The 23,354-nt window shown below is 35.2% G+C and carries 21 protein-coding genes; 3 read left to right on the top strand and 18 right to left on the bottom strand.

The genetic code is table 11. The features are described from left to right. Window positions 1-105: 105 nt before the first annotated feature. From BN2390_RS12400 to BN2390_RS12465, 14 genes are all read right to left on the bottom strand, one after another. Window positions 106-1,347, bottom strand: coding sequence for a phosphoglycerate kinase (locus BN2390_RS12400; RefSeq protein WP_053984663.1), 1,242 nt, complete (start codon window positions 1,345-1,347; stop codon window positions 106-108). Between the two features lie 128 nt (window positions 1,348-1,475). Continuing rightward, on the bottom strand, window positions 1,476-2,489 hold the full coding sequence (gap, locus tag BN2390_RS12405; protein WP_053984664.1) for a type I glyceraldehyde-3-phosphate dehydrogenase: 1,014 nt from the start codon (window positions 2,487-2,489) through the stop codon (window positions 1,476-1,478). Between the two features lie 73 nt (window positions 2,490-2,562). Next, complete coding sequence (locus BN2390_RS12410; protein ID WP_053984665.1) at window positions 2,563-3,630, bottom strand: sugar-binding transcriptional regulator; 1,068 nt, start codon at window positions 3,628-3,630, stop codon at window positions 2,563-2,565. 227 nt (window positions 3,631-3,857) lie between these two features. Continuing rightward, window positions 3,858-4,913 carry a Gfo/Idh/MocA family protein gene (locus BN2390_RS12415; RefSeq protein WP_053984666.1) on the bottom strand — a complete coding sequence of 352 codons (1,056 nt, stop codon included), beginning with the start codon at window positions 4,911-4,913 and terminating at the stop codon, window positions 3,858-3,860. A 63-nt stretch (window positions 4,914-4,976) separates the two neighbouring features. Then, window positions 4,977-5,942 carry a sugar phosphate isomerase/epimerase family protein gene (locus BN2390_RS12420; protein ID WP_053984667.1) on the bottom strand — a complete coding sequence of 322 codons (966 nt, stop codon included), beginning with the start codon at window positions 5,940-5,942 and terminating at the stop codon, window positions 4,977-4,979. A gap of 12 nt (window positions 5,943-5,954) precedes the next feature. Further along, the gene (locus BN2390_RS12425; protein ID WP_053984668.1) at window positions 5,955-6,677 is read right to left on the bottom strand and encodes a sugar phosphate isomerase/epimerase family protein; all 723 of its coding nucleotides are present in this window, start codon (window positions 6,675-6,677) and stop codon (window positions 5,955-5,957) included. A gap of 15 nt (window positions 6,678-6,692) precedes the next feature. Further along, window positions 6,693-7,469 carry a sugar phosphate isomerase/epimerase family protein gene (locus tag BN2390_RS12430; RefSeq protein WP_053984669.1) on the bottom strand — a complete coding sequence of 259 codons (777 nt, stop codon included), beginning with the start codon at window positions 7,467-7,469 and terminating at the stop codon, window positions 6,693-6,695. Between the two features lie 14 nt (window positions 7,470-7,483). After that, a complete protein-coding gene (locus BN2390_RS12435) occupies window positions 7,484-8,569 on the bottom strand; it encodes a Gfo/Idh/MocA family protein (protein WP_053984670.1) in 1,086 nt (361 codons plus the stop codon). A 24-nt stretch (window positions 8,570-8,593) separates the two neighbouring features. After that, the gene (locus BN2390_RS12440) at window positions 8,594-9,583 is read right to left on the bottom strand and encodes a LacI family DNA-binding transcriptional regulator (protein ID WP_053984671.1); all 990 of its coding nucleotides are present in this window, start codon (window positions 9,581-9,583) and stop codon (window positions 8,594-8,596) included. A 312-nt stretch (window positions 9,584-9,895) separates the two neighbouring features. Beyond that, entirely contained in the window at window positions 9,896-11,587 is a 1,692-nt protein-coding gene (locus tag BN2390_RS12445) for a Na/Pi cotransporter family protein (protein WP_053984672.1), read from the bottom strand. Window positions 11,588-11,830: 243 nt separating this feature from the next. After that, the gene (gene mnmA / locus BN2390_RS12450; RefSeq protein ID WP_242847672.1) at window positions 11,831-12,934 is read right to left on the bottom strand and encodes a tRNA 2-thiouridine(34) synthase MnmA; all 1,104 of its coding nucleotides are present in this window, start codon (window positions 12,932-12,934) and stop codon (window positions 11,831-11,833) included. Further along, a complete protein-coding gene (gene nifU, locus BN2390_RS12455; RefSeq protein WP_053984674.1) occupies window positions 12,906-13,364 on the bottom strand; it encodes a Fe-S cluster assembly scaffold protein NifU in 459 nt (152 codons plus the stop codon). The genes mnmA and nifU overlap by 29 nt, the downstream gene beginning before the upstream one ends. A gap of 64 nt (window positions 13,365-13,428) precedes the next feature. Next, window positions 13,429-14,613, bottom strand: coding sequence for a cysteine desulfurase NifS (gene nifS, locus BN2390_RS12460; protein ID WP_053984675.1), 1,185 nt, complete (start codon window positions 14,611-14,613; stop codon window positions 13,429-13,431). Window positions 14,614-14,659: 46 nt separating this feature from the next. After that, window positions 14,660-15,106 carry an RrF2 family transcriptional regulator gene (locus BN2390_RS12465; protein ID WP_053984676.1) on the bottom strand — a complete coding sequence of 149 codons (447 nt, stop codon included), beginning with the start codon at window positions 15,104-15,106 and terminating at the stop codon, window positions 14,660-14,662. 189 nt (window positions 15,107-15,295) lie between these two features. Here BN2390_RS12465 and BN2390_RS12470 point away from each other — a divergent pair, with 189 nt between their 5' ends. Together BN2390_RS12470 and BN2390_RS12475 are read left to right on the top strand one after the other, a co-directional pair. Continuing rightward, a complete protein-coding gene (locus BN2390_RS12470; RefSeq protein ID WP_053984677.1) occupies window positions 15,296-15,688 on the top strand; it encodes a NusG domain II-containing protein in 393 nt (130 codons plus the stop codon). An 11-nt stretch (window positions 15,689-15,699) separates the two neighbouring features. Beyond that, on the top strand, window positions 15,700-16,221 hold the full coding sequence (locus BN2390_RS12475) for a Gx transporter family protein (RefSeq protein ID WP_053984678.1): 522 nt from the start codon (window positions 15,700-15,702) through the stop codon (window positions 16,219-16,221). Between the two features lie 385 nt (window positions 16,222-16,606). Here BN2390_RS12475 and BN2390_RS12480 read toward each other — a convergent pair whose 3' ends face one another. Further along, entirely contained in the window at window positions 16,607-17,800 is a 1,194-nt protein-coding gene (locus BN2390_RS12480; RefSeq protein WP_053984679.1) for a glycoside hydrolase family 3 protein, read from the bottom strand. 106 nt (window positions 17,801-17,906) lie between these two features. On the opposite strand from BN2390_RS12480, the gene BN2390_RS12485 reads away from it, so the two are divergent. Next, complete coding sequence (locus BN2390_RS12485) at window positions 17,907-18,581, top strand: DUF2225 domain-containing protein (protein WP_053984680.1); 675 nt, start codon at window positions 17,907-17,909, stop codon at window positions 18,579-18,581. Window positions 18,582-18,633: 52 nt separating this feature from the next. Here the strand turns inward: BN2390_RS12485 and BN2390_RS12490 are convergent, their stop codons facing one another. The 3 genes from BN2390_RS12490 to ilvD form a co-directional block, all read right to left on the bottom strand. Further along, complete coding sequence (locus tag BN2390_RS12490; protein WP_053984681.1) at window positions 18,634-19,695, bottom strand: ADP-ribosylglycohydrolase family protein; 1,062 nt, start codon at window positions 19,693-19,695, stop codon at window positions 18,634-18,636. Between the two features lie 288 nt (window positions 19,696-19,983). After that, window positions 19,984-21,648, bottom strand: coding sequence for a biosynthetic-type acetolactate synthase large subunit (ilvB, locus tag BN2390_RS12495; protein ID WP_053984682.1), 1,665 nt, complete (start codon window positions 21,646-21,648; stop codon window positions 19,984-19,986). A 30-nt stretch (window positions 21,649-21,678) separates the two neighbouring features. Beyond that, window positions 21,679-23,340: a dihydroxy-acid dehydratase gene (gene ilvD / locus BN2390_RS12500; RefSeq protein ID WP_053984683.1), complete on the bottom strand. Its 1,662-nt coding sequence runs from the start codon at window positions 23,338-23,340 to the stop codon at window positions 21,679-21,681. Window positions 23,341-23,354 lie beyond the last annotated feature (14 nt).

Consider the following 23,354-nt stretch of genomic DNA (forward strand, 5'->3'; position numbering starts at 1 on the left):
TTACGAATATAGGCGACGAATACTCTAGCCCCAAACGGAGGTAGAGTACTCGTATACCCATTAAACTATTAATTAATAATTTAATTTTATTGAATTAAACCGGGATTAGTGACATCCACAGTTGCATCCGCAACCTTTGTTATCAGCTGCAGCAACACCTGGAAGTTCTTTACCTTCTAAGAACTCTAATGATGCACCACCACCTGTTGAAATGTGGCTCATTTTATCTGCGAAACCAAGACGTTTAACAGCATTTACAGAGTCTCCTCCACCAACTACTGTTGTAGCACCTTCAAGGTTAGCTACTGCATCACATACTGCAAGAGTACCTGCTGCGAAGTTTTCGAATTCGAATACACCCATTGGTCCATTCCATACAACTGTTTTAGCACCAGCTAAAGCATCTTTGTAAAGTTCGATTGTTTTTGGTCCGATATCAAATCCTGACCAACCAGCTTCGATTGTTTCTACTACAGCTTTTTCTGTATCATTAGAGAATTCTTTACCTACTAAGTGATCAACTGGAAGAAGGAGTTTAACACCTTTTTCTTCAGCTTTTTTAACCATTTCTAAAGCGTAATCCATTTTATCTTCTTCTAATAATGAGTTACCAACTTCTTGTCCTTGAGCTTTAAGGAATGTATAAGCCATACCACCACCGATAATAAGTGTATCAACTTTTTCAAGAAGGTTGTTGATAACAGCAATTTTATCAGAAACTTTAGCTCCACCAAGGATAGCAACGAATGGACGAACTGGGTTTTCTACAGCTTCGCCTAAGAATTTAATTTCTTTTTGCATTAAGTAACCAACTACATTTTCTTTACAACATTTTGTTACACCAACGTTTGAACAGTGTGCACGGTGAGCTGTACCGAAAGCATCGTTTACGAATACTTCGTTATCGCAAAGAGCAGCTAATTCTTCTGCATATTTAACAGCAGCTTCATCTTTACCATATTTTGTTTCTTCTGCTCTGTAACGTGTGTTTTGAAGTAATAATACTTCGCCATCTTTAAGTTCAGCAGCAACTTTTTGTGTTTCTGGTCCTGTAACAACAGCATCATCAACAAATTTAACTTCAACGCCTAATCTTTCTGTAAGAGCAGCTGCAACTGGAGCTAATGAAAGTTCCGGTTTAGCTTCTCCTTTTGGTTTACCAAGGTGTGAGCAAAGGATAACTTTTGCGCCTTGTTCTAATAATTTTTTGATTGTTGGAAGTGCACCGTCGATACGGTTGTAGTTTTGGATAACACCATCTTTTAAAGGTACGTTAAAATCACAACGTACTAATACTTTTTTGCCTTGAAGACCTTGAAGATCATCAACTGTTTTTTTGTTTAACATTTGTATTGCTCCTTTCAATTTCTACTTTATTTTTGTATTTGAATTTAATTTTAAATCTAACAAAAAAGGGGCCGGTCCTATAATCCAACTACAAGACCGGACCCTTTTAGGATCTTGTTTACAATAAATTATTTGCTAAGTTCAGCAAAGTATTTGATTGTTCTAACCATGTTGCTTGTGTATGAGTTTTCGTTGTCATACCAAGAAACAACTTTAACTAAAGTTTTGTCGCCAAGTTCAGTTACTTTTGTTTGTGTAGCATCGAATAATGAACCGTATGTGCAACCAATGATATCTGTTGATACTAATTCTTCTTCTGTGTAACCGAATGATGGTGTAGCAGCAGCTTTCATTGCAGCGTTAACTTCTGCAGCTGTTACTTTACCGTCTACTACAGCAACTAATTCTGTTAAAGAACCTGTTGGAACTGGTACACGTTGTGCAGCACCGTCTAATTTACCAGCTAATTCTGGGATAACAAGACCGATAGCTTTAGCAGCACCTGTTGAGTTAGGAACGATGTTGCAAGCAGCAGCACGTGCTCTTCTTAAGTCACCTTTAGCGTGAGGACCGTCAAGTGTCATTTGATCACCTGTCCAAGCATGGATAGTTGTCATGAAACCTTTTTCGATTGCAGCTAATTTGTTTAATGTGTCAGCCATTGGAGCTAAACAGTTTGTTGTACATGAAGCAGCTGAGATGATTGTGTCATCTGCTGTTAAGATGTTTTCGTTTACGCCGAATACAACTGTTGGAAGGTCATTACCAGCTGGAGCTGAGATAACAACTTTTTTAGCACCTGCATCGATATGTGCTTGAGATTTAGCTTTTGATACGTAGAATCCTGTACATTCAAGAACTACGTCTACACCGATTTCTCCCCATGGAAGATCTGCAGCGTTTCTTTCAGCGTAGATTTTAATTTCTTTACCATCTACTACGATTGAATCTTCTTTAGCTTCTACTGTTTCAGCTTTAGCGTATCTACCTTGAGCTGAGTCATATTTTAATAAGTGTGCTAACATTTTAGGATTTGTTAAGTCGTTGATTGCTACTACTTCATATCCTTCAGCACCAAACATTTGTCTAAATGCAAGACGTCCGATACGTCCAAAACCGTTAATTGCTACTTTTACAGCCATTGATACATCCTCCTTAAGATAACTATGAGTAATAATTTTTATATGCAAACCGCTTCTATTAGTATAAACCTAATTAGCGAATTGATACCTCTATCATTTTTTTTGCAGCACCTTCATCGATTACAAGATAACTTTCTTTAAGCAAATCTTGTGTTGCCATAAGAGCAATCCCCTTTGAAGTGCCACCTGCTAGTACTATTCTAGTTTGGATACGTTTAACCATTTCTAAATCCAAACCAATGTTGCTTGCACTATAGATTACATGACCATCTTGATCAAAGTAGTATCTAAAGGCCTCCGCAACAGCACTATGTTCTTCAAGTAATGCTATGACCTCTTTTGACTCATTTCGTCTATAGGCCATTTTCATCGCATCACCCAAACCCAATATAATCATATCTGATTTTGCCATTTTTTGCAATATTTTTTGGATATGAGGTTCTTGTTTAATTGTTTCTATAGAATTTGCACTTAAATTGTCTGGTATATTGAAAACTTCATACTTTCCATTAATTTTTTTTGCAAATTCCGCCGCTAATATATTAGCTTGGTACTCCATACGCTTTCCGATACTTCCACGTGCTGGAATAATTGTTGTATAGGTAGGGCCTTTTTGTTTAACTGGCATAAGTTCTATCATTTTTGCAATAGTACTTCCACCTGTTATTGCTACAACATCATCTTCACCTAATAAGCTTAAAACCAAATTACTTCCAGCTTTTCCAAGCTGCCACTTAACGCGCTCATCATCATCCACATCCCCTGGTACTATAGTAACCTTTTTCGCTCCAGTTAATGCTTCTATCTCGCCTTCTAATGTTGTGAATGTATTAAGTGCTTGCAATGGCTCATATAACTCATCTAACAACATCTTTCCAGTTGTTGTCACTACCATTCCTGTATGCGCTATATCTATTAGCCCTTGTTTATTAAGTAGGTCTGTTGCTGCACGTATGGTTCGTTCTGAATATGTAGTAAGTCCTGCAAGAAGTCTACGCCCGATAGGCTCATTCTCTAAGATCGTTTGTAAAATCCTATATCTGATTTTAAAATCTTGCATACCTTCGGGGATCATGAGTTCTAGTCTTAACATGGTATCTTTCATTTTATCACCTTGTGGGACTTTTTTTGCCCCGTTCATTTATTTTGTTCCCACTCCATTATTCTACCATTTTTAAAGGATTTTTCAAGGCTTTATTAAAAATTTAACAATTTTTTTATATGAATCTCTAAATATTAATATTACCTTAAAACAAATAAGCACTTTACCTATAAAATCATTATGTACAAAACAAAACCAGAGTATGTAGTTAAATTTTACATTCTCTGGTTTTGTCTTATGGTTTTAAAATACCATTTTATTCTATTTTAGATATTACAATTTACACTTGCTTTTTTTGCATGTGATTCAAAAATTGCATCAATTACTTTCATTGCACGTAAACATTCTTCTGGTTTTACAATAAGTTTCTCTTTACCATCTAGTACACCTACAATATTTTTGTAGTAGTCAGTCCAATCAGAAGTTACTTCTGGAAGGGGAAGATTAATTGTGGTTTCACTAGGTCTTGGTGCCATAGTACGTGTTGGACCTGCTTCTGTATATACAATAGCATCTGCCCATTCCATCTTTTCTTCTGTATTAAGTTTTACAATCTGTCCATTACAGCTCCAATCACTGATAACAGCCGTTCCTTCTTCCCCAATTACATGCCATCTTGATTGATTAATAAAGCAGTTTGTTGCTACTTCTATAAGCGCTGATACACCATTTGCAAACTTTAGCATCACTTTTAAGTTATCATCTACTTCTTCTGAATAGATAGAGTGTAAATCTGAATATGCATCCACTACAGGTGCATCAATCATACAAAGAAGTTGATCAACTAAATGTACACCCCAGTCAAGAAGCATACCGCCTCCATTAATTTTATAGGCACGCCACCCATGCATTGCTTGCCTTGAGCCTTGTACACGATTTTCTATCATACAAGGTTTTCCAATAATATTCTCTTCTACAATTTTTTTAATGATGACATAATCTTTATCCCATCTTCTATTTTGATGTACTGAGAAAAGTTTACCTGTTTCTTTTTGTACTTCTATAATTTCTTCTAACTCCTGCGCATTCATTGTAACTGGTTTTTCACAAACTACATTTTTTCCATGACGCATACATGTAATTGCAATATCTTTGTGTACATCATTCGGTGTAGCAATTGTAACAATATCTACTTCTTTATCATTTACAAGTTCTTCTAAAGAGCTATAACACTTAAGACCTAATTCTTTAATATGTGGATGCACTTCTTCCCTGATATCATATGCTCCTATAACCTCTATATCATCGATGCGTTTTGTTACATTTTCATAGTGCCATCCACCCATACCACCAAGTCCAACAATCGCTAATTTATATCCCATTTCATTCCCTCATCTCTATTTCAGATTTTATCTCTATCTGCTTATTTGATGACTGCCTTCTATTTACGCCCACCACATATCGCCCACAGGCTCAGTTGTGATAATTTCTTTCAAGAAATCTGCTGCTTTTGTAAGCCCTTCATTTTGGCTCATAAGCCCATCTTCGTGCTCTATACTTATGGCATAATCATAGCCTACTAATCGTAGTGCTGAAATAATATCTTTCCATGCTGCATCATCATGTCCATAACCTACACTTCTAAATACCCAAGAACGTTCACCTATATTGCCGTAGTGACCTGTATCTAGTACCCCATTTTTAGCTGTATTATATGGATCAATCTTAGTATCTTTTGCATGGAAATGGAAAATAGATTCTTTAAGCTCACGAATTACGAGACATGGATCCATGCCCTGCCAGAACAGGTGACTTGGATCAAGATTCGCACCAATTTCTGGCCCAACTGCCGCACGTAATTTAAGTAATGAACTTGTATTGTAAACTGCAAACCCTGGATGGAGTTCTAATGCAATTTGGTTCACACCATGTTCTTTAGCAAATGCTACTGTCTCTTTCCAATAAGGAATAAGAACTTCATTCCACTGATAATCAAGGACAGCTAGGAAATCCTCTGGCCAAGGACATGTTACCCAGTTTGGATATTTTGCCCCTGGGTGATCTCCAGGGCATCCTGAGAAGGTATTAATTTGATGAATACCTAACTTTTCTGCAAGCAGGATAGTCTTTTTAATAGCTTCATCAAAAGCTGTAGCAATTTCTTTTTGTGGATGTACAGGATTACCATGACAGCTTAGTGCACTAATTTCCATATCATACTTTGCAATGAGCCCTTTAAATGTGTCTAACGCTGCATCATCATTTAAGAGAAGATCTGGATTGGCATGGCTATTTCCTGGGTAACCACCACATCCTATCTCTACCATTTGAATTCCTTTTGACTTAAAATACGCTAATGATTCTTCTAAACTTCTATCACTTAGTAAAGTTGTAAATACACCTAGTTTCATATGCTTCCCCCTTTATTTGTTTTGAAGATATACCATACTTCTTTCAATGTCTTCTAATCCATTTGGATAAGGATTGTCATTTTCTACAATAATCCACTCAAGTCCTAATTCTTCCACTGTTTCTAACACTTGGGCAACTGGCGCTTTTCCTTCTCCTAAAGCATTAAGTCCTTCATCTGTACCATCTTTAACATGTACAAAAGGAATATGCTTTTCATGCTTTAACATATAATCTCTTGGATTAACGCCTCCACGATAAACCCAAAATGTATCTACTTCCAGCCCTAGCTCTCCATCACACACTTCCACTAACTTATCAAGTAAAAAGTTATCATCTAATATTTTTAGTTCATGATCATGATTATGATAAAGAAGTTCCATCCCCTCAGCTTTTACTTTGGGAATAAGTGTTTTCAAACGCAAACCTATCTCTTGCAAAGATTCTTTATCTTTTAGTTCTGACCAAGGGCACACTAAGTAGCGATTCCCTATTGTCTTATTATAACGAATAACTTCATCAAATTGATTTTCTAATGCCTCTAGAGGTGTGTGGCTAGCAACTGCAGTTAGTCCTAAACGTTCTAAGTGGCCTTTCATTTCCTCTGCTGATATATTAAAAAATCCTGCAAATTCTACCCCTTTGTAACCAAGTTCTGCAACTTTTTCTAATGTACCAACTGGATTCTCCTTCATTTCTTCTCTTACGGTATAAAGCTGTACGGCGATTTTATACATTTTTCTATCACCTTTCTATAGCATGATATTTCTTATATATTTAATCGTAAAATCTATTCCCTTTTGCCCTAGTTCTCCGTGCCAATTACTTGAGTGTGGCTCAATACTTAAGTTACCATCATAGCCTTTTGCATAAAGTACTGCCATAAAAGAACCCCAATCTGTCTGATCAAGTCCTGCTGGTGGATCATCAAAACGTTTGCCATCTATTATAAGCGCCCCTTTAATATGTACATGTGCAAAACGTTCTCCCCATTTTTTTGCTTCTGATAAATAATCCCCTCCATCGTAAATACAGTGTGAAGTATCATATTTAATCCATAAATCCTTTAAGTGTCCATGAATTATTGTCCAGGCTGGGTCTGAGTGTATGAAGTTATTCCATCTACAATTGTAAGTAGCAATTTTAACACCATGTTTTTTACCATGTTCAATAAGCTTTTCAAAATAACTTATTGCCAATGTACAATTTTCATAATAGGATAAGTTTTCAACATAGTTACATCCTGTAATGTAAATATCACAGTCTAATGCCTTTGTCGCTTCAATCAAACGATAGTCTATTTCAAGTTCTTCTTCTTTGATTCCTTTGGCTGTAATTTTATCTTCGCCCCAACGTCCTACACTTCCAATAGGCATTTCATAAGCTTGGCTATAACCTTTAAGCTCTTCAATTCCTGCCAAAAATGCTTCATGGCGCTCGTTTACACAAATTTCAATGAACTCTAATTTCCTTTCTTTTGCACGTTTAAATTCTTCTTCATTAATCCAACCAATGATTCCTAGTCTCATAGCTCACCCCTACATTAATTTTCAAAGAATACAGGTTTTCCTGTTTTTCCCGATTCATAAATAGCTTCTAGAATTTGTGTTACAACTAAAGCTTCCTCTGGTTTTACAACAACTTCTGTATCATTTACAACTGCTTCAATCCAAAGCCTTGCTTCTAATTCTTGTGGAGACTCTGCATCACCATCATAGAAGTCTACACCACCTGCACCAAGCCCTGGTTTTTCTACATATTGTTTGTTGTATTTAACTCCATTAATACGAAGACCATCCTTCATATCTGCACCTGCCTTAGTTCCACAAAGTGTCGTTTGTGCTTCCCCTACATCAAGTGTATTAAGTGCCCAACTTGATTCTAATACGATTGTTGCGCCATTTTCCATTTTGATAAAGGCAAATGCTGAGTCTTCAACTGTATACTCGTTAACATCCCAGTCCCCCCATGCATTAGCTGTTTCTGTTTGATCACTTAACTTCTTAAATACACTCCCTACTACCATCTGTGGCTTGTAGTTGTTCATCATCCATAATGTTAAGTCTAAAGCATGTGTCCCGATGTCAATAAGTGGTCCTCCACCTTGTTCCTCTTCATTTAAAAATACACCCCAAGTTGGTACTGCACGACGTCTTAACGCATGAGCCTTAGCATAATATACTTCTCCTAATACCTCATCCTCACATGTACGTTTAAGATATAAACTATCTTCACGATATCTATTTTGATAACCAATGGTCAATTTCTTTCCTGTACGCTGAGCAGCCTCTACCATCGCTTTTGCTTCTTCCGTTGTTTTAGCCATAGGTTTTTCACACATAACATGTTTGCCTGCCTCTAATGCATCAATAGTAATAAAGGAATGTGAGCGATTAGGTGTACATACATGGATAACCTCTATAGATTCGTCTTTTAATAGTTCTTTATAATCTACATAGCATTTTGCATCTGCTGTTCCAAATTTCTCACAAGCTTTTTTAGCTCTCTTCTCAATAATGTCACAGAATGCTACCATTTCTACATTCTCTAATTTTGCTAAAGATGGCATATGCTTTTGTGTTCCAATACCACCACATCCAATAATTCCAACTTTTACTACTTTATCCATAACCCTATCTCCTTTTTAAATAGATTATTTAGTTGATTGTCTAATCATTAATTCATGTGGTAAAAATATAGTTTCATTAGCACTGTCTATATTCTGGATTTTATTTAGCAATAATCTTGCTGCTTTTTTTCCCATTTTTAGACGTGGCTGACTGATAGTTGTTATTGTAGGCTCATAGAACTTCGAAATGAAGGTATTATCAAATCCTATAACATCTATGTCTACCCCTACTTTTTTCCCACATTCTTTTAATCCTCTAATAACACCTATGGCCAGACTATCTGAAATCGTAAATATAGCTGTAGGTGGGGTCTTTCTTGTTAACAATGTTTTTGCAGCCTCTGTACCACATTGTGGTGTGTAGTCTGTGTAGTAAATAAGTTCTTCGTTCACTGGTAATTGATGTTGTGTAAGTGCCTCCTTAAAGCCTTCTTCCCTTAATTTTGAAGACGTATATACTTTTTTACTGGTTATAAGTCCAATATGTTTATGTCCTAGTTCAATAAGGTACTTAGTTGCATCAAATGCCGCTTGCTTATTATCAATACTTACCAAACTAAGCTTGGCACCTTCTACATACTCGCTACACTGAACAATAGGATATACTTTTCCAAGCCTTGTTAAAGTAGACTTTGCAATTTGAGGTGTAAAGAAAATAATACCATCCACTAACTTATTTTCAAGTAGTTGAATATGATTCATCTCTATATTCACATCCAAATCCGTAATACCTATCATTACATTGTATCCCTCCAGATTTGCTTCCTCACGAATTCCTTTAATAATAGCTGAATAGAACTGATTCGAAATCGTTGGAAGGAGTACCAGGATATTATGGGTAGAAGAACGTCTTAGATTTCTCCCTAGTAAATTGGGGGAATAGCCCAGTTCATCAATTGCTCTTTCAACTACTTCCTTTGTTTCTGGTCTTACTTTAGGATCATTATTAAGCACTCTAGATACTGTCGCTACAGAAACCTTCGCATGCTGTGCAACATCTTTAATGGTCGCCATGCTTTCCCTCCTTTCACAAATTGGATAATGTAATCCGTTACATCTTTGATTTAATTATAAGTTTTATTTAAGATAATTCAATATATTAATTAATAAAATTATTTTTTTGTTTAAATTATATATTTTTATATTATTTTTTGTTCACCATATACAATGCTCTTGTAATTAAAATCGTAACAATCACTTAAAATTTTTTTTAATTTTGTAGAAATAAAATAAGAGCAAAAAGGTACAAGATTGACTTGTACCTTTTTGCTCTTATTTAACATAAATTTAGTTTTAATTTATTATTAATTTAGTATCCTTATATTATTATTTAGAAATCATTGGTTCACTTGATACATAAATTTTCTTCTCATCAAGTACCGCATTTCCAACATTAGAAGCATGGTCAGAGATACGCTCTAAGTTACTAATTGCATCTAAGAATACGACACCTGCCATAGAACTACATTTATTATCTGCAAGACGTTTAATATGTCTTGTTCTTAATTCTTCTTCTAATTTATCAACTTGTTGCTCAATTGGCTGTACTTCTTTTGCAATAGAACGATCATCAAATTCACAAGCTTGAAGTGCTGTATCAAAACATTTAATTGCTAAACCAGAAATAGCTTTTAATTCTTTTATCGCTGTTTCTGAGAATTCTACTTCATCTCTTATTCGAATTTGTGCAAGTTCTGCTAAGTTTTCTGCATGATCACCTACACGTTCAATATCGCTTACTGTATGGAATAAGCTATTAACAATACCATGTTCATTTTCAGAAATTGGTAAGTTAGAAAGTTTAATTAAATAGTGGTTAATACCATGTTGTAATTGATTAATAACTTTTTCACGTTTAAATACGTCTTGTATTTTAACTTCATCTTTATCAAAGATTGCTTCCATACCAATTTTTGCATTGTGACTTGCCATTTCTCCCATACGTACAACTTCTTTAATAGCATTTTGTACTGCAAAAGATGGTGTTTCAAGAATACGTTCATCTAAATGTTTAAGTTCGCTTTCGTTATCCTCATCTTCTTTACCTGGAACAAGTTTTTCTGCAACTTTTACAAGTAAACCTGCAAATGGGAATAATAATAGCGTATTTAATACGTTAAAGATACTATGTACCACACTAATCTTCGTTGGGTCAATAAGTGATGTACCAAATGCAGCAAGTTTTGGCATAAGTCCACCAAATGCTATAATTGCTATCACAGCGAATACAACAGAACCAATTACGTTGAAAAGTAAATGGATAACAGCTGCACGTTTACCATTTTTACTAGCACCAATACTAGAAAGCATAGCTGTTACTGTTGTACCAATATTTTGACCTAAAATAATATAAATCGCAGTATTCCATGGTACAAGACCACTTAATGCTAATGTTTGTAAAATACCTACAGAAGCAGATGAACTTTGAATAACTGCTGTTACAATCGTTCCGACTAAAATACCTAAGAAAGGATTTGCGCCTAAGCTTACAAATAGTTGTTTAACAGATTCTAGTTGACTGATTGGTTTCACTGCATCTCCCATAAGGTCAAGCCCTAAGAAAAGTGCACCAAAGCCAAAAACAATTTGGCCAACTTGTTTTACTTTTTGTTTCTTACAGAATAAAACCATAATAACGCCTATACCAATACAAAGTGGCGCTATTGTAGCCGGTTTTAAAAATGATACCCAGTCTCCTAAAGATACAATCCATGCTGTTACTGTTGTACCAATATTGGCACCCATGATAACCCCTACAGCTTGTTTTAAAGACATAAGACCTGCATTAACAAAACCTACAACCATAACTGTGGTTGCTGACGAACTTTGGATAATAGCTGTTACACCTGCACCTACAGCAACCCCTAAAAACGGATTACTTGTTAATGCACTAAGAAGATTCTTCATCTTACTACCAGCTGCTTTTTGAAGCCCTTCTCCCATGTAGTCCATCCCAAACATAAAAAGACCAAAACCACCAAGAAATGCTAAAGCTATCTGAAATACATTAATATCCATCGGTATCCTCCCATGTTGTTTTCATACAGGGACATTCTAACACGATATATTTTGACGTACAACAATTAGATTTATACTTCTCATTATTTTGTACAATTTATCCTATATATCTATTATTTCATCTTAAAATCTAGTCTATGTGTTAAAATATTATATCAAAAGAATTAACTATTCTATTAATTTAAATAGCTAAAAAGGGTCGCAATGAGCGACCCCTTTTTATAGAGAATTAAAGTGATATATTTATTTAATAATTGTACCGCCACCAACTACAATATCACCATCATAAATTACAAGAGCTTGTCCTGGTGTGATGGCACGTTGTGGTTCTTTAAATGTACATTTAAGTGTTTCTTCATCTACCATTTCTATTGTACAAGGTTGAGGCGCATGGCTATAACGTATCTTAGCTGCTACTTCTAATGGACCTTCTAACTTTTCAAATGGCATAAAGTTAAGTTTATTTGCGTATACCTCGCAAGTAAATAAATCTTCATTATCTCCAACAACTACGGTGTTGTTAACTGGATCAATTTTAGAAACAAACAGTGGTTTACCATAGGAAATACCAAGACCTTTACGTTGTCCAATAGTATAATGAATAATACCTTTGTGCTCACCTAATACCTTACCATCTTTTGTGATAAACTTACCTTTTTGTTGTTTTTTTCCTGTTTCACGTTCAATATAACCTGCATAGTCATCGTCTGGAACGAAGCAGATTTCTTGGCTATCTGGTTTGGTTGCTACAGCAAGTCCTATTTCTTTAGCTATTGCACGTATTTCATCTTTTGTGTAATCACCTAATGGCATAAGAGTATGCTCTAATTGATGCTGTGTTAAATTGTACAAAGCATAAGTTTGATCTTTTGCCATTGTTTTAGAGAACTTAAGCATAAAACGTCCTGTTTGTTCATCTTGAATAACTCTTGCGTAGTGTCCTGTTGCAATATAGTCTGCACCAATTTGAAGTGCTTTGTGTAACATAGATTCCCATTTAACATAACGGTTACATGCTATACAAGGATTTGGTGTATGCCCTTGTTCGTACTCATCAATAAAATAATCAATTACATGTTTTTTAAAGTCATCTCTAAAATTTATTACGTAGTGTGGAATATCAAGCTTCTGGCATACGCGTCTTGCATCATCTACTGCTGAAAGCCCGCAACATCCCCCGTCATTATCTTCCGGTGCATCTTTTTGCCAAATCTGCATCGTCATCCCAATAACTTCATAACCTTGTTGCTGAAGAAGGTAGGCAGTTACAGAACTGTCTACCCCTCCTGACATCCCAACTACAACTTTACCCTTGCTATTAGGCATGGCAAGCTTCATCTTCTTCATCATGGCCGTGGTCATGATCATGGTGATCTGTTTCTTTTGGTTCTTCTAGACCTTCAATTTTAATCCCATTTTTTGTCGCATAATCCCAAAGCGCCGCTTGAAGTGCTTCTTCAGCAAGTACTGAACAGTGTACTTTTACTGGTGGAAGCCCATCTAATGCTTCCATAACTGCTTTATTTGTTACTTTTAATGCTTCTTCAATTGTTTTACCTTTTACAAGTTCTGTAGCCATTGAACTTGTTGCCACAGCTGCACCACAACCAAAAGTTTTGAATTTAACATCTTCAATAATATCATTTTCAATTTTAAGGTATACTTTCATAATATCGCCACATTTAGCGTTACCTACTGTACCTACACCACTTGCATCATCGATTTCACCTACATTACGTGGATTCATAAAATGATCCATTACTTTTTCACTATACATAATTTCACCTCGTTAGTTATTTTAGTTATTTATTTTATCTCGATCTAGTATTTATAATTTTTTCTTAGTCTTGTTTGTTTTCTTTTAAGAAATCTTCGTATAAAGGAGACATATCTCTCATACGGCCTACAATTGCAGGTAATTTTTCAAGTACAAAATCAATTTCTGCTTCTGTTGTTTTCTCACCTAAAGTCATACGTAATGAACCATGAGCTTTTTCATGTGGTAATCCAAGTGCTAATAATACATGTGATGGATCAAGTGAGCCTGATGTACAAGCTGAGCCACTAGAAGCTGCAACACCATTCATATCTAATAAAAGAAGAAGTGATTCTCCCTCAACAAATTCAAATCCAATGTTTGCATTATTTGCTAAACGTTTTACTGGATCACCATTTAATTTGCTATATGGAATACTTGTTAAAATACCATTAATTAATCTGTCACGTAATCCTTGAATACGTGCAATTTTATTATCAAAATCTGTATATGCAAGTTCTATTGCTTTTGCAAGACCTACAATACCTGGTACATTTTCTGTTCCAGCACGTCTGCCTCTTTCTTGTGCACCACCATGAATAAGGTTAGTTACTTTAAGTCCTCTTCTGATATAAAGAACACCTACACCTTTTGGTCCATAGATTTTGTGCCCTGACATAGAAAGTGCATCAATATTTTGATCTTTTACATCTATTCTCACTTGTCCTACTGCCTGAACAGCATCTGTATGGAAAGCAACACCATGTTCTTTAGCAATTTGACCAATTTCTTTAACTGGCATAATACTTCCAACTTCGTTGTTTGCATACATAATTGTAATAAGAATAGTTGTATCTTTTATAGCTGCTTTAAGTTCTTCAAGATCAATTTGACCATTTTCATTAACATTTAAATAAGTAACTTCATAGCCTTGTTTTTCAAGATATTCACATGTATGAAGAACAGCATGATGTTCGATTTTACTTGTAATGATATGGTTACCTTTTGCTTTATTTGCTTCAGCAATCCCTTTGATTGCCCAGTTATCTGCTTCACTTCCACCTGCTGTGAAGAAAATTTCATTCGGATGAGCACCTAAATGCTTAGCTACTGTTTCTCTTGCATCATCTAATGCTTTTTTATTAATTTGAGCAATTTGATAAACACTTGATGGATTTCCGAAATTTTGTGTGAAGTAAGGCATCATAGCCTCTAATACTTCTGGTTTGACTGGTGTGGTCGCTGCATGATCTAAATAAATTTTATCCATTTTCAACACTCCCAACTTTATAATAAGTAGTTTCTATCTATAATATTTATATATAAAATTTGTTACATGAATTATCACTTATAGATTCATAGTCATCTATAAGTTCCTGTAATGAGATTCCATCTACAACTTCATTAATGCCATCTCTGATTTTTTCCCATACAGGTCTTGTTACACATCTTGTATTTCTTTCGCAATGTTTGCCGCCCTCACAAGTACAATCTGTTGGAGCAAGTGAACCTTCTAAAGTCCTTAGGATCTCTCCTATACTAATCTCTTTAGCTGGTCTTGCCAAGGTATATCCACCTTGGGCACCTCTTACACTTGTGACAAGCTTATTTTTTTTAAGTAAAGCAATAAGCTGTTCTAAATAATTTTCAGATACATCTAAGCGCTCAGCAATGCTTTTTAAAGAAATATGTTTTTCTTTCGCATAAACCCCAATATCAACCATTGCTTGGAGTCCATACCTACCTTTAGTAGATAATTTCATTTTAACGCCTCCAATTCCTAGTTATTTTGTAGGAATTACATTTTCAGCATATCACTCCCTTTTTTATTTGTCAATTATTATTTTTTGTGCTATAGTAGTGTGTTCCAATTTGTCCTTGATAAAACCTAAAGTCTTTGTCTATACTGATAATTGAACAAGCATTATTTTCTAAAGAAAGGTGTTTTTAAGATGAGTAAACATATAAATAAAATCATTATTGCCGCCATTGGCATCCTTATGGTTGTATGTATTATTGCAATTTTTATAATGATGAACTATAAAACTCCAGACCACCAAATAGCTACTATAAAATTAGATGGTGAAGTGATTCGTGAGATAGATTTATCAAAAGTATCTGATCCCGAAACTTTTTCAGTCGAAAATAAACATGGTGGTACTAATACCATTCATGTTGAACATGGTAAAATCAGATTTCTAGAAGCAAGCTGTCCAGATCAGCTTTGTGTACAACAAGGTTATATCTCTAATAGCTTGTTACCTGCAGTCTGCCTTCCTAATGGAGTAGTTATTGAAATTGAAGCAGCTAATGAAGAGTTATTACTCGATGCTATTGTTGAATAAAAGGAGTCTCTATGAATAAAGTTCAAAAGTTAGTCTATTTAAGCTTATTATGTGCCATTGCACTTGTTATCTTTATTATTGAATTACAAATTCCACCTATTGCGCCTATCCCTGGTCTAAAACTTGGCCTGGCTAATATGGTTTCCCTTGCTGTATTAATTCTCTATGGACCAAAAGAAGCCTTAACTGTACTTTTATTACGCATCTTTTTAGGAACAATGATTACAGGGAAAGTCTCTACAATTTTCTTTAGTCTTGCTGGAGGCCTACTTAGCAATATAGGTATGATCTTACTTTATAAATATTGTAGCAAATATATAAGTATCTGGGTCATTAGTGTTGTGGGCTCTATCCTACATATTATTGGTCAACTTGTTATTGCTGTAATAATTACAAATACACCTGGTATTTTCTTCTATGCACCAATTCTTCTTGTGAGTAGTATTGTTGCAGGATACTTCGTAGGATGGGGAGCTCTCTTTATCAGTAAACATTTAAAGAAAATTATGCGGACAGCAAATAAAGATTTTTAATCAAAAAAGGTGTTTCCTGTGGGAAACACCTTTTACATTTTAGGTTATAAAAATATAGTCTAATTTTATATCATTAAGCATATACATAGAATGTATTATATATGTCATATTTATAATTTATATAATTAAATGAGTCCAGCTTTTAGCAGATATATCATAGGATATAAATGTCTGTTCGTGACTTCTACCTTTAAGCGGCATCTTAATGGTAGGGCCTTCTTTTGTTTAAAGCTGGTTTTGTAAAGGCTAGACTCATTATTGTAGAATAAGGAATTTGTTCAAAGGGGATACTATACCATTTTACACTGTATAGTAATAATATATGCGGTCTTCTAAAAAAGGTTCCACTTTATTTAGAAATTTTTTTGTTCTTCTTAATACTATATTATTCAAGTACAAGTATTTTTTGTTCTACTTTTTTCAACAAAATTTTATAAACTGATTTATTTATTCTCTCTTCACTTAGTTCTCCCTTTTCATAAGCTTCTTTTAATGCTTCCATAGCCTCATCTAATTGTTCTGGCATCAGAATCATATCTATCCCACTTATAAAACTCATAAGTGTAGCTTGCCCTGATCCTCTATCTTCTATAATAGCGCCCATATTCATAGCGTCGGTAATAAATATAGTATGCTCTTTATCAAAGTTTTGTTCTATATATTTTCCCCATCTCGGTGAAAGTGTAGCTGGAAGTGTATCCATTTCTTCTACAATCAAATGTCCTACCATTACCACATCTACTCCATTCTTTGTGGCTTCTAAAAATGGCTTCATTTCTTCATCTTCTAATTCTTTGATTGTTTTATCAATGTAAGCTAAACCAACATGTGAATCTTCTACTGTATTACCGTGTCCCGGGAAATGTTTTATAACAGGTATTATCTCTTCCTCCTTTAGCCCTTTACTAAACGCCATAACCATAGGTATCACTTCTTCTGCTGTCTTTCCAAAGCTTCTATCTCCAATCACTGTATTTTGAGGGTTGTTATAAATATCAGCATCTGGAGCAAAATTCATATTAACACCTATAGAATTTAGTACTTTCCCCATACGTTTTGCTTCCTCATATGCCACTTGCGTATCTCCAGTTTCGCCAATAGCTTCAGCACTTTTGAATGGTGCATTCACCATAGCTTCATTATTTCCGACTCTGCTTACTCTCCCACCTTCTTCATCAATTCCAATCCATAAGGACGTAGTTGCCTGCTCCTGTAATCCTTGTACAAGCTTACTTGTTTCTTCTATGGTTGTAATATCATCTTTAAAAAGTATAACGCCACCTACATCCTTTCCATATTTATCATTTACTGCTACTTGTTGTACCGTCACAAAAAATAGCTGGCCAATCTTTTCCTCTATACTCATTTGATTCATATAGTCTAAAACTTGCTTTTCTTTTATCTCTTCCACCATCCTTGCATCCGAAGGGTGAGAATCTGATTGTGGCTCATTTTGTGGCAACACCTGAGAATCAAATTGCTTCTCCCCATGCCCAATCTCTAAGTCTATCTTGTTACATCCTATAAATATAAAGCTCATAAGTCCTATCAGTATCACCCAACTTAATAATTTTTCCACTTTATCTCCTACTCTTTCTATATAAATTGCAATAGTTACAAAAGATTAATTTTAATGTATAATTACATTAAAATATACTAATATTTACTAGTAAAGAAGGTGCACTATGTCTACAACACTCACACCTTCGGATATTCTCTACGATAAGACTTATGAATGTCCAGTGTGTTATAACAAGTTTACATCCAAAGCAATCCGCACTGGTAAAAACCAAGCGCTTTCATCTGATATAGATCTTTATGCACGTTACGCTGTTATCAATCCTATTTTATATGATGCAATACTTTGCCCTAATTGTGGATACTGTAGCTTGTCTAAAAATTTTTCTACATTATTACCTACACAAATAAAATGGATAAAAGAACAAGTAACACCTAAATATAAAAAACGTAACTTTGATACATATACTTCTATTAATGATGCAATTATAAAACATCAACTTGCTCTTGTTTCTAGTATTATTAAAAAAGGAAAATTTGGTGAGCAAGCCTATATCTGCCTACATATTGCTTGGTTATACCGAGATTTAAATGCACTTAATCAAGAAAAAATATACTTGAACAAGGCTGTAAATGGCCTAAAACAAGCTCTAGAAACAGAAAATTTTCCACTTTTTAATCTTGATGCATTAACAACTTCTTACATTATTTCGGCTATTTCCTATACATTAGGCGATTACACTAATGCAAAAACCTACTTAAGCGATGTTCTGTATAATAGCAACGGAAAACTAAAGGATCGTGCCCTTAATCTAAAGGAAATGATCTTAGAACATTCGTAATAAAAAGACCTGCACCTATAATACATGCAGGTCTTTTTATTACGTATCTTGACTACCATCCAGGATATCTTTTTTGCCACTCTTCCGTTTCTTCATAGCGTACATAAATATCTTCTGATATTTGTTCAAGTTCCTTGCGTATTTCTAAACTTTCAACAAGCTTATTAGGAATAGCATCTATCCCTAAATAAGTTCCTAGTACTTGCCCTGTAATAGCTGCTACACTATTACTATTACCACTTTGATTAATAGCAAGTTTTACAGCTGATTCAAAATCATTAGGATAGCTTAGTGTACAGTATACAGCCATCGCTAATGCATCATCTGCCATAAAGCCATCTCCAAAGTTTAATAATTTATCTGCATTTGGCTCACTATCTTTGGTAAGCTCTATCGCTTTATTAATCATTTCAAGACACTCTTCATGTCCTTCATACATTTTAAGTTTTGCTATGGCTTGTTCTAAACTCTCTTCTAAACTATATCCTTCTATTAAATAAAAAATCCATGTAGCTAGTATTCCTGCAGATAAGTAAGCTTGAGGATGTCCATGAGTAATAACACCTATTCGACTTGCTACTTCAAAAACATCTTCTTCTACCTCTATAAGACCTACAGGAGCTATCTTTATAACTGTCCCACATCGTTTGCTATCATTAAGTGGTCTTTCTAAGGTTCCCATTACACCTTTTCCTAAAGACGTAATACAAGTGATACCTGGCTCTTTGTAACCATAAAGCTTCTTACATTTAACAAGCCATCCATCATATGATTTAGAATTCCAATTGGGGGTTGAAAGTCCTTGGGTATAAAGCCATCTTAAATATGCTCTAAACGTAATCATAGCTGTATCTTTAGGTGTTCTAAAAATACCTTTTTGATTGGCTCTAACAATACTTCTCAGTAAACCTTCTGCTGTAAATAGGGTTAGTTGTGTGTCATCTGTAATTGTTGCTTTTGGTCCTTCCATTGTAGCAATTAAATCAGTAATGCCTTGTTCACCATACATCTTCTGAATCTGCTCATACTTCATATTTTTAACAGGTGCACCAAATGCATCCCCAATTGCACCACCTATTAGGCATCCATAAAATTGTTCCTTACATCTTCTCATTCGAAGCACCTCCAGACCAGCATCTTTATAATTTTTCTTAAAGCTTTCATACTCTTCTTATTACTATCTTCCTATTACAGTTATATATAAAGTATTGTACCAAATTTATCTAAGTTTTTCAATGTTGTATATATTTTAATATATATTCTAACACTTAAGCAAAATATTAACGCTCTTTATCTTATTCAATTTATTTTTACATTACTTAATTTACACTCGCTAATTATTCTTCCCAGAAATCCTAAATATAAAAGTATGGGATTGCAAAATTTATGCAACCCCATACTTTTACTCTAATATTAAATCATTAATAGGTGCACCCGGTGCTACCATAGGTAATACTTTTTCATCCTCACCCACATGGCAATTAATTACAACAGGCTTTTTGCTCTCTAAGGCTTCTTTAAATGCTTGCTGGAACTCCTCTTGTGTAAATACATCATACCCCTTCATATAATAAGCTTCTGCTAATTTTACAAAATCAGGGCCTCTATCTAAAGTTGTCTCTGAATATCTTCCTTCATAGAACATGGTTTGCCACTGTCTTACCATACCTAAAACACTATTATTAAGTACTACAATAATAACAGGGATATTATAATACGAAATAGTTGCCAGTTCATTACAATTCATTCTAAAAGAGCCATCTCCAGCAATATGCACAACTTGCTTGGTAGGCATCCCCATTTGAGCTCCAATGCTTGCTCCTGTACCATATCCCATTGTACCTAGTCCACCAGAGGAAATATATGTTCTAGGCATTGTATACTTATAAAACTGTGCAGCCCACATTTGATGCTGACCTACTTCTGTTGTAATAATTGCCTCACCATTTGTTTGTTCATAAATGTCCTCTATAACAAACTCAGGTCTTAATTTATCATCTCGTTGATAATCAAAACGGAACTCTTCTTTCCACCCTCTAACATTTTCTAACCACTCTGTGTGGTCTTGTTGTACAATCATTTCATTAAGATTAGTGAGAATTTCTTTCGCATCTCCAATGATTGATGTATAACATTTAACATTTTTACTAATTTCTGCAGGATCTACATCAATATGAATAATCTTTGCATTTGAAGCAAATGTATTCACACTACTTGTTACCCTATCACTAAATCTAGCTCCCACTGCAATAAGTACATCACATTCAGTAGTTGCCATATTGGAAGCTTTACTACCATGCATACCAATAAGTCCAGTAGATAATCTATGGGTTTCTGGGAAACCACCTATACCCATCAAAGAAGTTGCTACAGGTGCTTGAATCCTTTCTGCAAACTCTAATAATTCTTTGTGAGCAGAACTACGAATAATACCGCCTCCACAGTAAATCATAGGTTTGTTACTGTCTCTTATTAGTTTAACTGCTTCATCTAAGTCTTTTTGTCGAATACTACATACTTGTCTAAAAACCTTTTTAGGCATAGATGGCATATACTCACAAGTTATTGCCGTAATATCTTTTGGAATATCAATAAGTACGGGACCCGGTCTACCTGACTGAGCAATGTAAAATGCTTCTCTTATGGTATCCGCCAACTTACATATATCTTTTACAATATAATTATGTTTTGTAATTGGCATAGTTACACCTGTGATGTCCACTTCTTGAAAACTATCTTTTCCAAGAAGTGGTCTACCTACATTCCCTGTAATTGCAACCATAGGCACTGAATCCATATATGCTGTTGCTATTCCTGTTACTAAATTTGTAGCCCCTGGCCCTGATGTAGCTAAACAAACCCCTACTTTTCCTGTTGCTCTTGCGTATCCATCTGCAGCATGAGCTGCCCCTTGCTCATGTGCAGTTAAAATGTGATGGATTTTCTCTCTATATTTATATAATTCATCATAAATGTTGAGTACAGACCCTCCTGGATAACCAAACACAGTGTCTACGCCTTGCTCTAACAAACATTCCATTAATATTTGTGAACCATTAAGCTCCATATTTCCCCTCCTCTTGATTTATCTACTCTCTTACCCCTTAAAGATTGCTCCTGTACTTGCAGATGTTACTTGCTTTGCATAACGTGCCAAATAACCATGTTTTACTTTTGGTTCTGGTTTTACCCATGCATCACGTCTTTTTGTCAGTGTTTTTTCATCTACCAATAAGTCTAATGTACAAGCTTCCATATCAATACTGATTAAGTCACCATTCTCAACAAGACCAATTACTCCACCTTCAGCCGCTTCCGGCGAAACATGCCCAATGCAAGCACCTCTTGTCGCTCCTGAGAAACGTCCATCTGTAATAAGTGCTACATCTTTATCAAGCCCCATACCAGCAAGTACAGCAGTAGGAGATAGCATTTCCCTCATACCCGGTCCACCTTTTGGTCCTTCATAACGAATAACAACTACATCGCCTTTTTTAATTTGCCCACTTGTTATACCTTCTTTGGCTTCCTCTTCACTATTGAATACTTTTGCAGGTCCTGTATGTTTAAGCATTTCATGAGCCACAGCTGAACGTTTAACAACACAAGAATCTGGCGCTAAATTACCACGTAGTACAGCAATACCTCCTGTTTCACTATATGGATTTTCACTTGGACGAATAACTTCTGGATTTTTATTTACTACTTTTTCAAGATTAGTTGCTACACTCTCTCCTGTAACAGTAATAAGCTCCTCATTTAAAAGCCCTTTTTTAGTAAGTTCTTTCATAACAGCAGCAACGCCACCCGCACCATAAAGATCTTCCATATGATTTGGACCAGCTGGCGCTAACTTACAAAGGTTAGGTGTACGACTGCTAATGTCATTCGCCATATCTAAGTTAATTTCAACCCTTGCCTCATGAGCAATAGCTGGAAGATGGAGCATCGTATTTGTACTACATCCAAGTGCCATATCAGCTGTTAATGCATTCTCAAAAGCTTTCTCTGTTAAGATATCACAAATCTTAATATCTTTTTCTACCATTTTCATAATAGCTATCCCTGTTTTTTTAGCTAAACGAATACGTTCTGCATAAACTGCTGGAATACTGCCGTTCCCTGGAAGAGCAATCCCTAGCACCTCTGTCATACAGTTCATACTATTAGCAGTAAACATCCCTGAACAAGATCCACATCCTGGACAAGTATGTTCTTCAAACTCACAAAGCTCTTCTTCTGTAATTTTACCTGAATTATATGCACCGACTGCCTCAAAAATAAGAGATAAACTTACTTTTTTACCTCCTACTGTTCCTGCAAGCATAGGCCCTCCGCTTACTACTGCTGTTGGAAGATTCATTCTTGCTGCTCCCATTAACATCCCTGGTACAATCTTGTCACAGTTAGGTACAAGTACAAGCCCATCAAATCCATGTGCCATTGTCATACACTCAATAGAATCTGCGATTAGTTCACGTGTTACTAATGAATATTTCATCCCTTCATGGCCCATAGCAATACCATCACATACACCAATAGCAGGAATCTCTATTGGTGTTCCCCCTGCCATACGAATACCTGCTTTAACAGCTTCTGTTATACGGTCAAGATGCATATGCCCTGGGACGATTTCACTTTTAGCTGTAACAACCCCTATCAAAGGTTGATTAAGCTCTTCCTCTATATATCCCATTCCTTTAAATAATGAACGGTGTGGTGCACGGTCTATACCTTTTTTAACTACATCGCTTCTCATCTATAAGCCTCCCT

It is taken from the genome of Niameybacter massiliensis, from assembly GCF_001282685.1.
GTDB classification, from domain to species: Bacteria; Bacillota; Clostridia; order Lachnospirales; family Cellulosilyticaceae; genus Holtiella; species Holtiella tumoricola.

What these genes read in the sequence shown, in the direction of transcription:
- BN2390_RS12400 (WP_053984663.1), bottom strand. Translation starts at nt 1,347, where the DNA reads ATGTTAAACAAAAAAACAGTTGATGATCTTCAAGGTCTTCAAGGCAAA.
- gap (WP_053984664.1), bottom strand. Translation starts at nt 2,489, where the DNA reads ATGGCTGTAAAAGTAGCAATTAACGGTTTTGGACGTATCGGACGTCTT.
- BN2390_RS12410 (WP_053984665.1), bottom strand. Translation starts at nt 3,630, where the DNA reads ATGAACGGGGCAAAAAAAGTCCCACAAGGTGATAAAATGAAAGATACC.
- BN2390_RS12415 (WP_053984666.1), bottom strand. Translation starts at nt 4,913, where the DNA reads ATGGGATATAAATTAGCGATTGTTGGACTTGGTGGTATGGGTGGATGG.
- BN2390_RS12420 (WP_053984667.1), bottom strand. Translation starts at nt 5,942, where the DNA reads ATGAAACTAGGTGTATTTACAACTTTACTAAGTGATAGAAGTTTAGAA.
- BN2390_RS12425 (WP_053984668.1), bottom strand. Translation starts at nt 6,677, where the DNA reads ATGTATAAAATCGCCGTACAGCTTTATACCGTAAGAGAAGAAATGAAG.
- BN2390_RS12430 (WP_053984669.1), bottom strand. Translation starts at nt 7,469, where the DNA reads ATGAGACTAGGAATCATTGGTTGGATTAATGAAGAAGAATTTAAACGT.
- BN2390_RS12435 (WP_053984670.1), bottom strand. Translation starts at nt 8,569, where the DNA reads ATGGATAAAGTAGTAAAAGTTGGAATTATTGGATGTGGTGGTATTGGA.
- BN2390_RS12440 (WP_053984671.1), bottom strand. Translation starts at nt 9,583, where the DNA reads ATGGCGACCATTAAAGATGTTGCACAGCATGCGAAGGTTTCTGTAGCG.
- BN2390_RS12445 (WP_053984672.1), bottom strand. Translation starts at nt 11,587, where the DNA reads ATGGATATTAATGTATTTCAGATAGCTTTAGCATTTCTTGGTGGTTTT.
- mnmA (WP_242847672.1), bottom strand. Translation starts at nt 12,934, where the DNA reads ATGAAGAAGATGAAGCTTGCCATGCCTAATAGCAAGGGTAAAGTTGTA.
- nifU (WP_053984674.1), bottom strand. Translation starts at nt 13,364, where the DNA reads ATGTATAGTGAAAAAGTAATGGATCATTTTATGAATCCACGTAATGTA.
- nifS (WP_053984675.1), bottom strand. Translation starts at nt 14,613, where the DNA reads ATGGATAAAATTTATTTAGATCATGCAGCGACCACACCAGTCAAACCA.
- BN2390_RS12465 (WP_053984676.1), bottom strand. Translation starts at nt 15,106, where the DNA reads ATGAAATTATCTACTAAAGGTAGGTATGGACTCCAAGCAATGGTTGAT.
- BN2390_RS12470 (WP_053984677.1), top strand. Translation starts at nt 15,296, where the DNA reads ATGAGTAAACATATAAATAAAATCATTATTGCCGCCATTGGCATCCTT.
- BN2390_RS12475 (WP_053984678.1), top strand. Translation starts at nt 15,700, where the DNA reads ATGAATAAAGTTCAAAAGTTAGTCTATTTAAGCTTATTATGTGCCATT.
- BN2390_RS12485 (WP_053984680.1), top strand. Translation starts at nt 17,907, where the DNA reads ATGTCTACAACACTCACACCTTCGGATATTCTCTACGATAAGACTTAT.
- BN2390_RS12490 (WP_053984681.1), bottom strand. Translation starts at nt 19,695, where the DNA reads ATGAGAAGATGTAAGGAACAATTTTATGGATGCCTAATAGGTGGTGCA.
- ilvB (WP_053984682.1), bottom strand. Translation starts at nt 21,648, where the DNA reads ATGGAGCTTAATGGTTCACAAATATTAATGGAATGTTTGTTAGAGCAA.
- ilvD (WP_053984683.1), bottom strand. Translation starts at nt 23,340, where the DNA reads ATGAGAAGCGATGTAGTTAAAAAAGGTATAGACCGTGCACCACACCGT.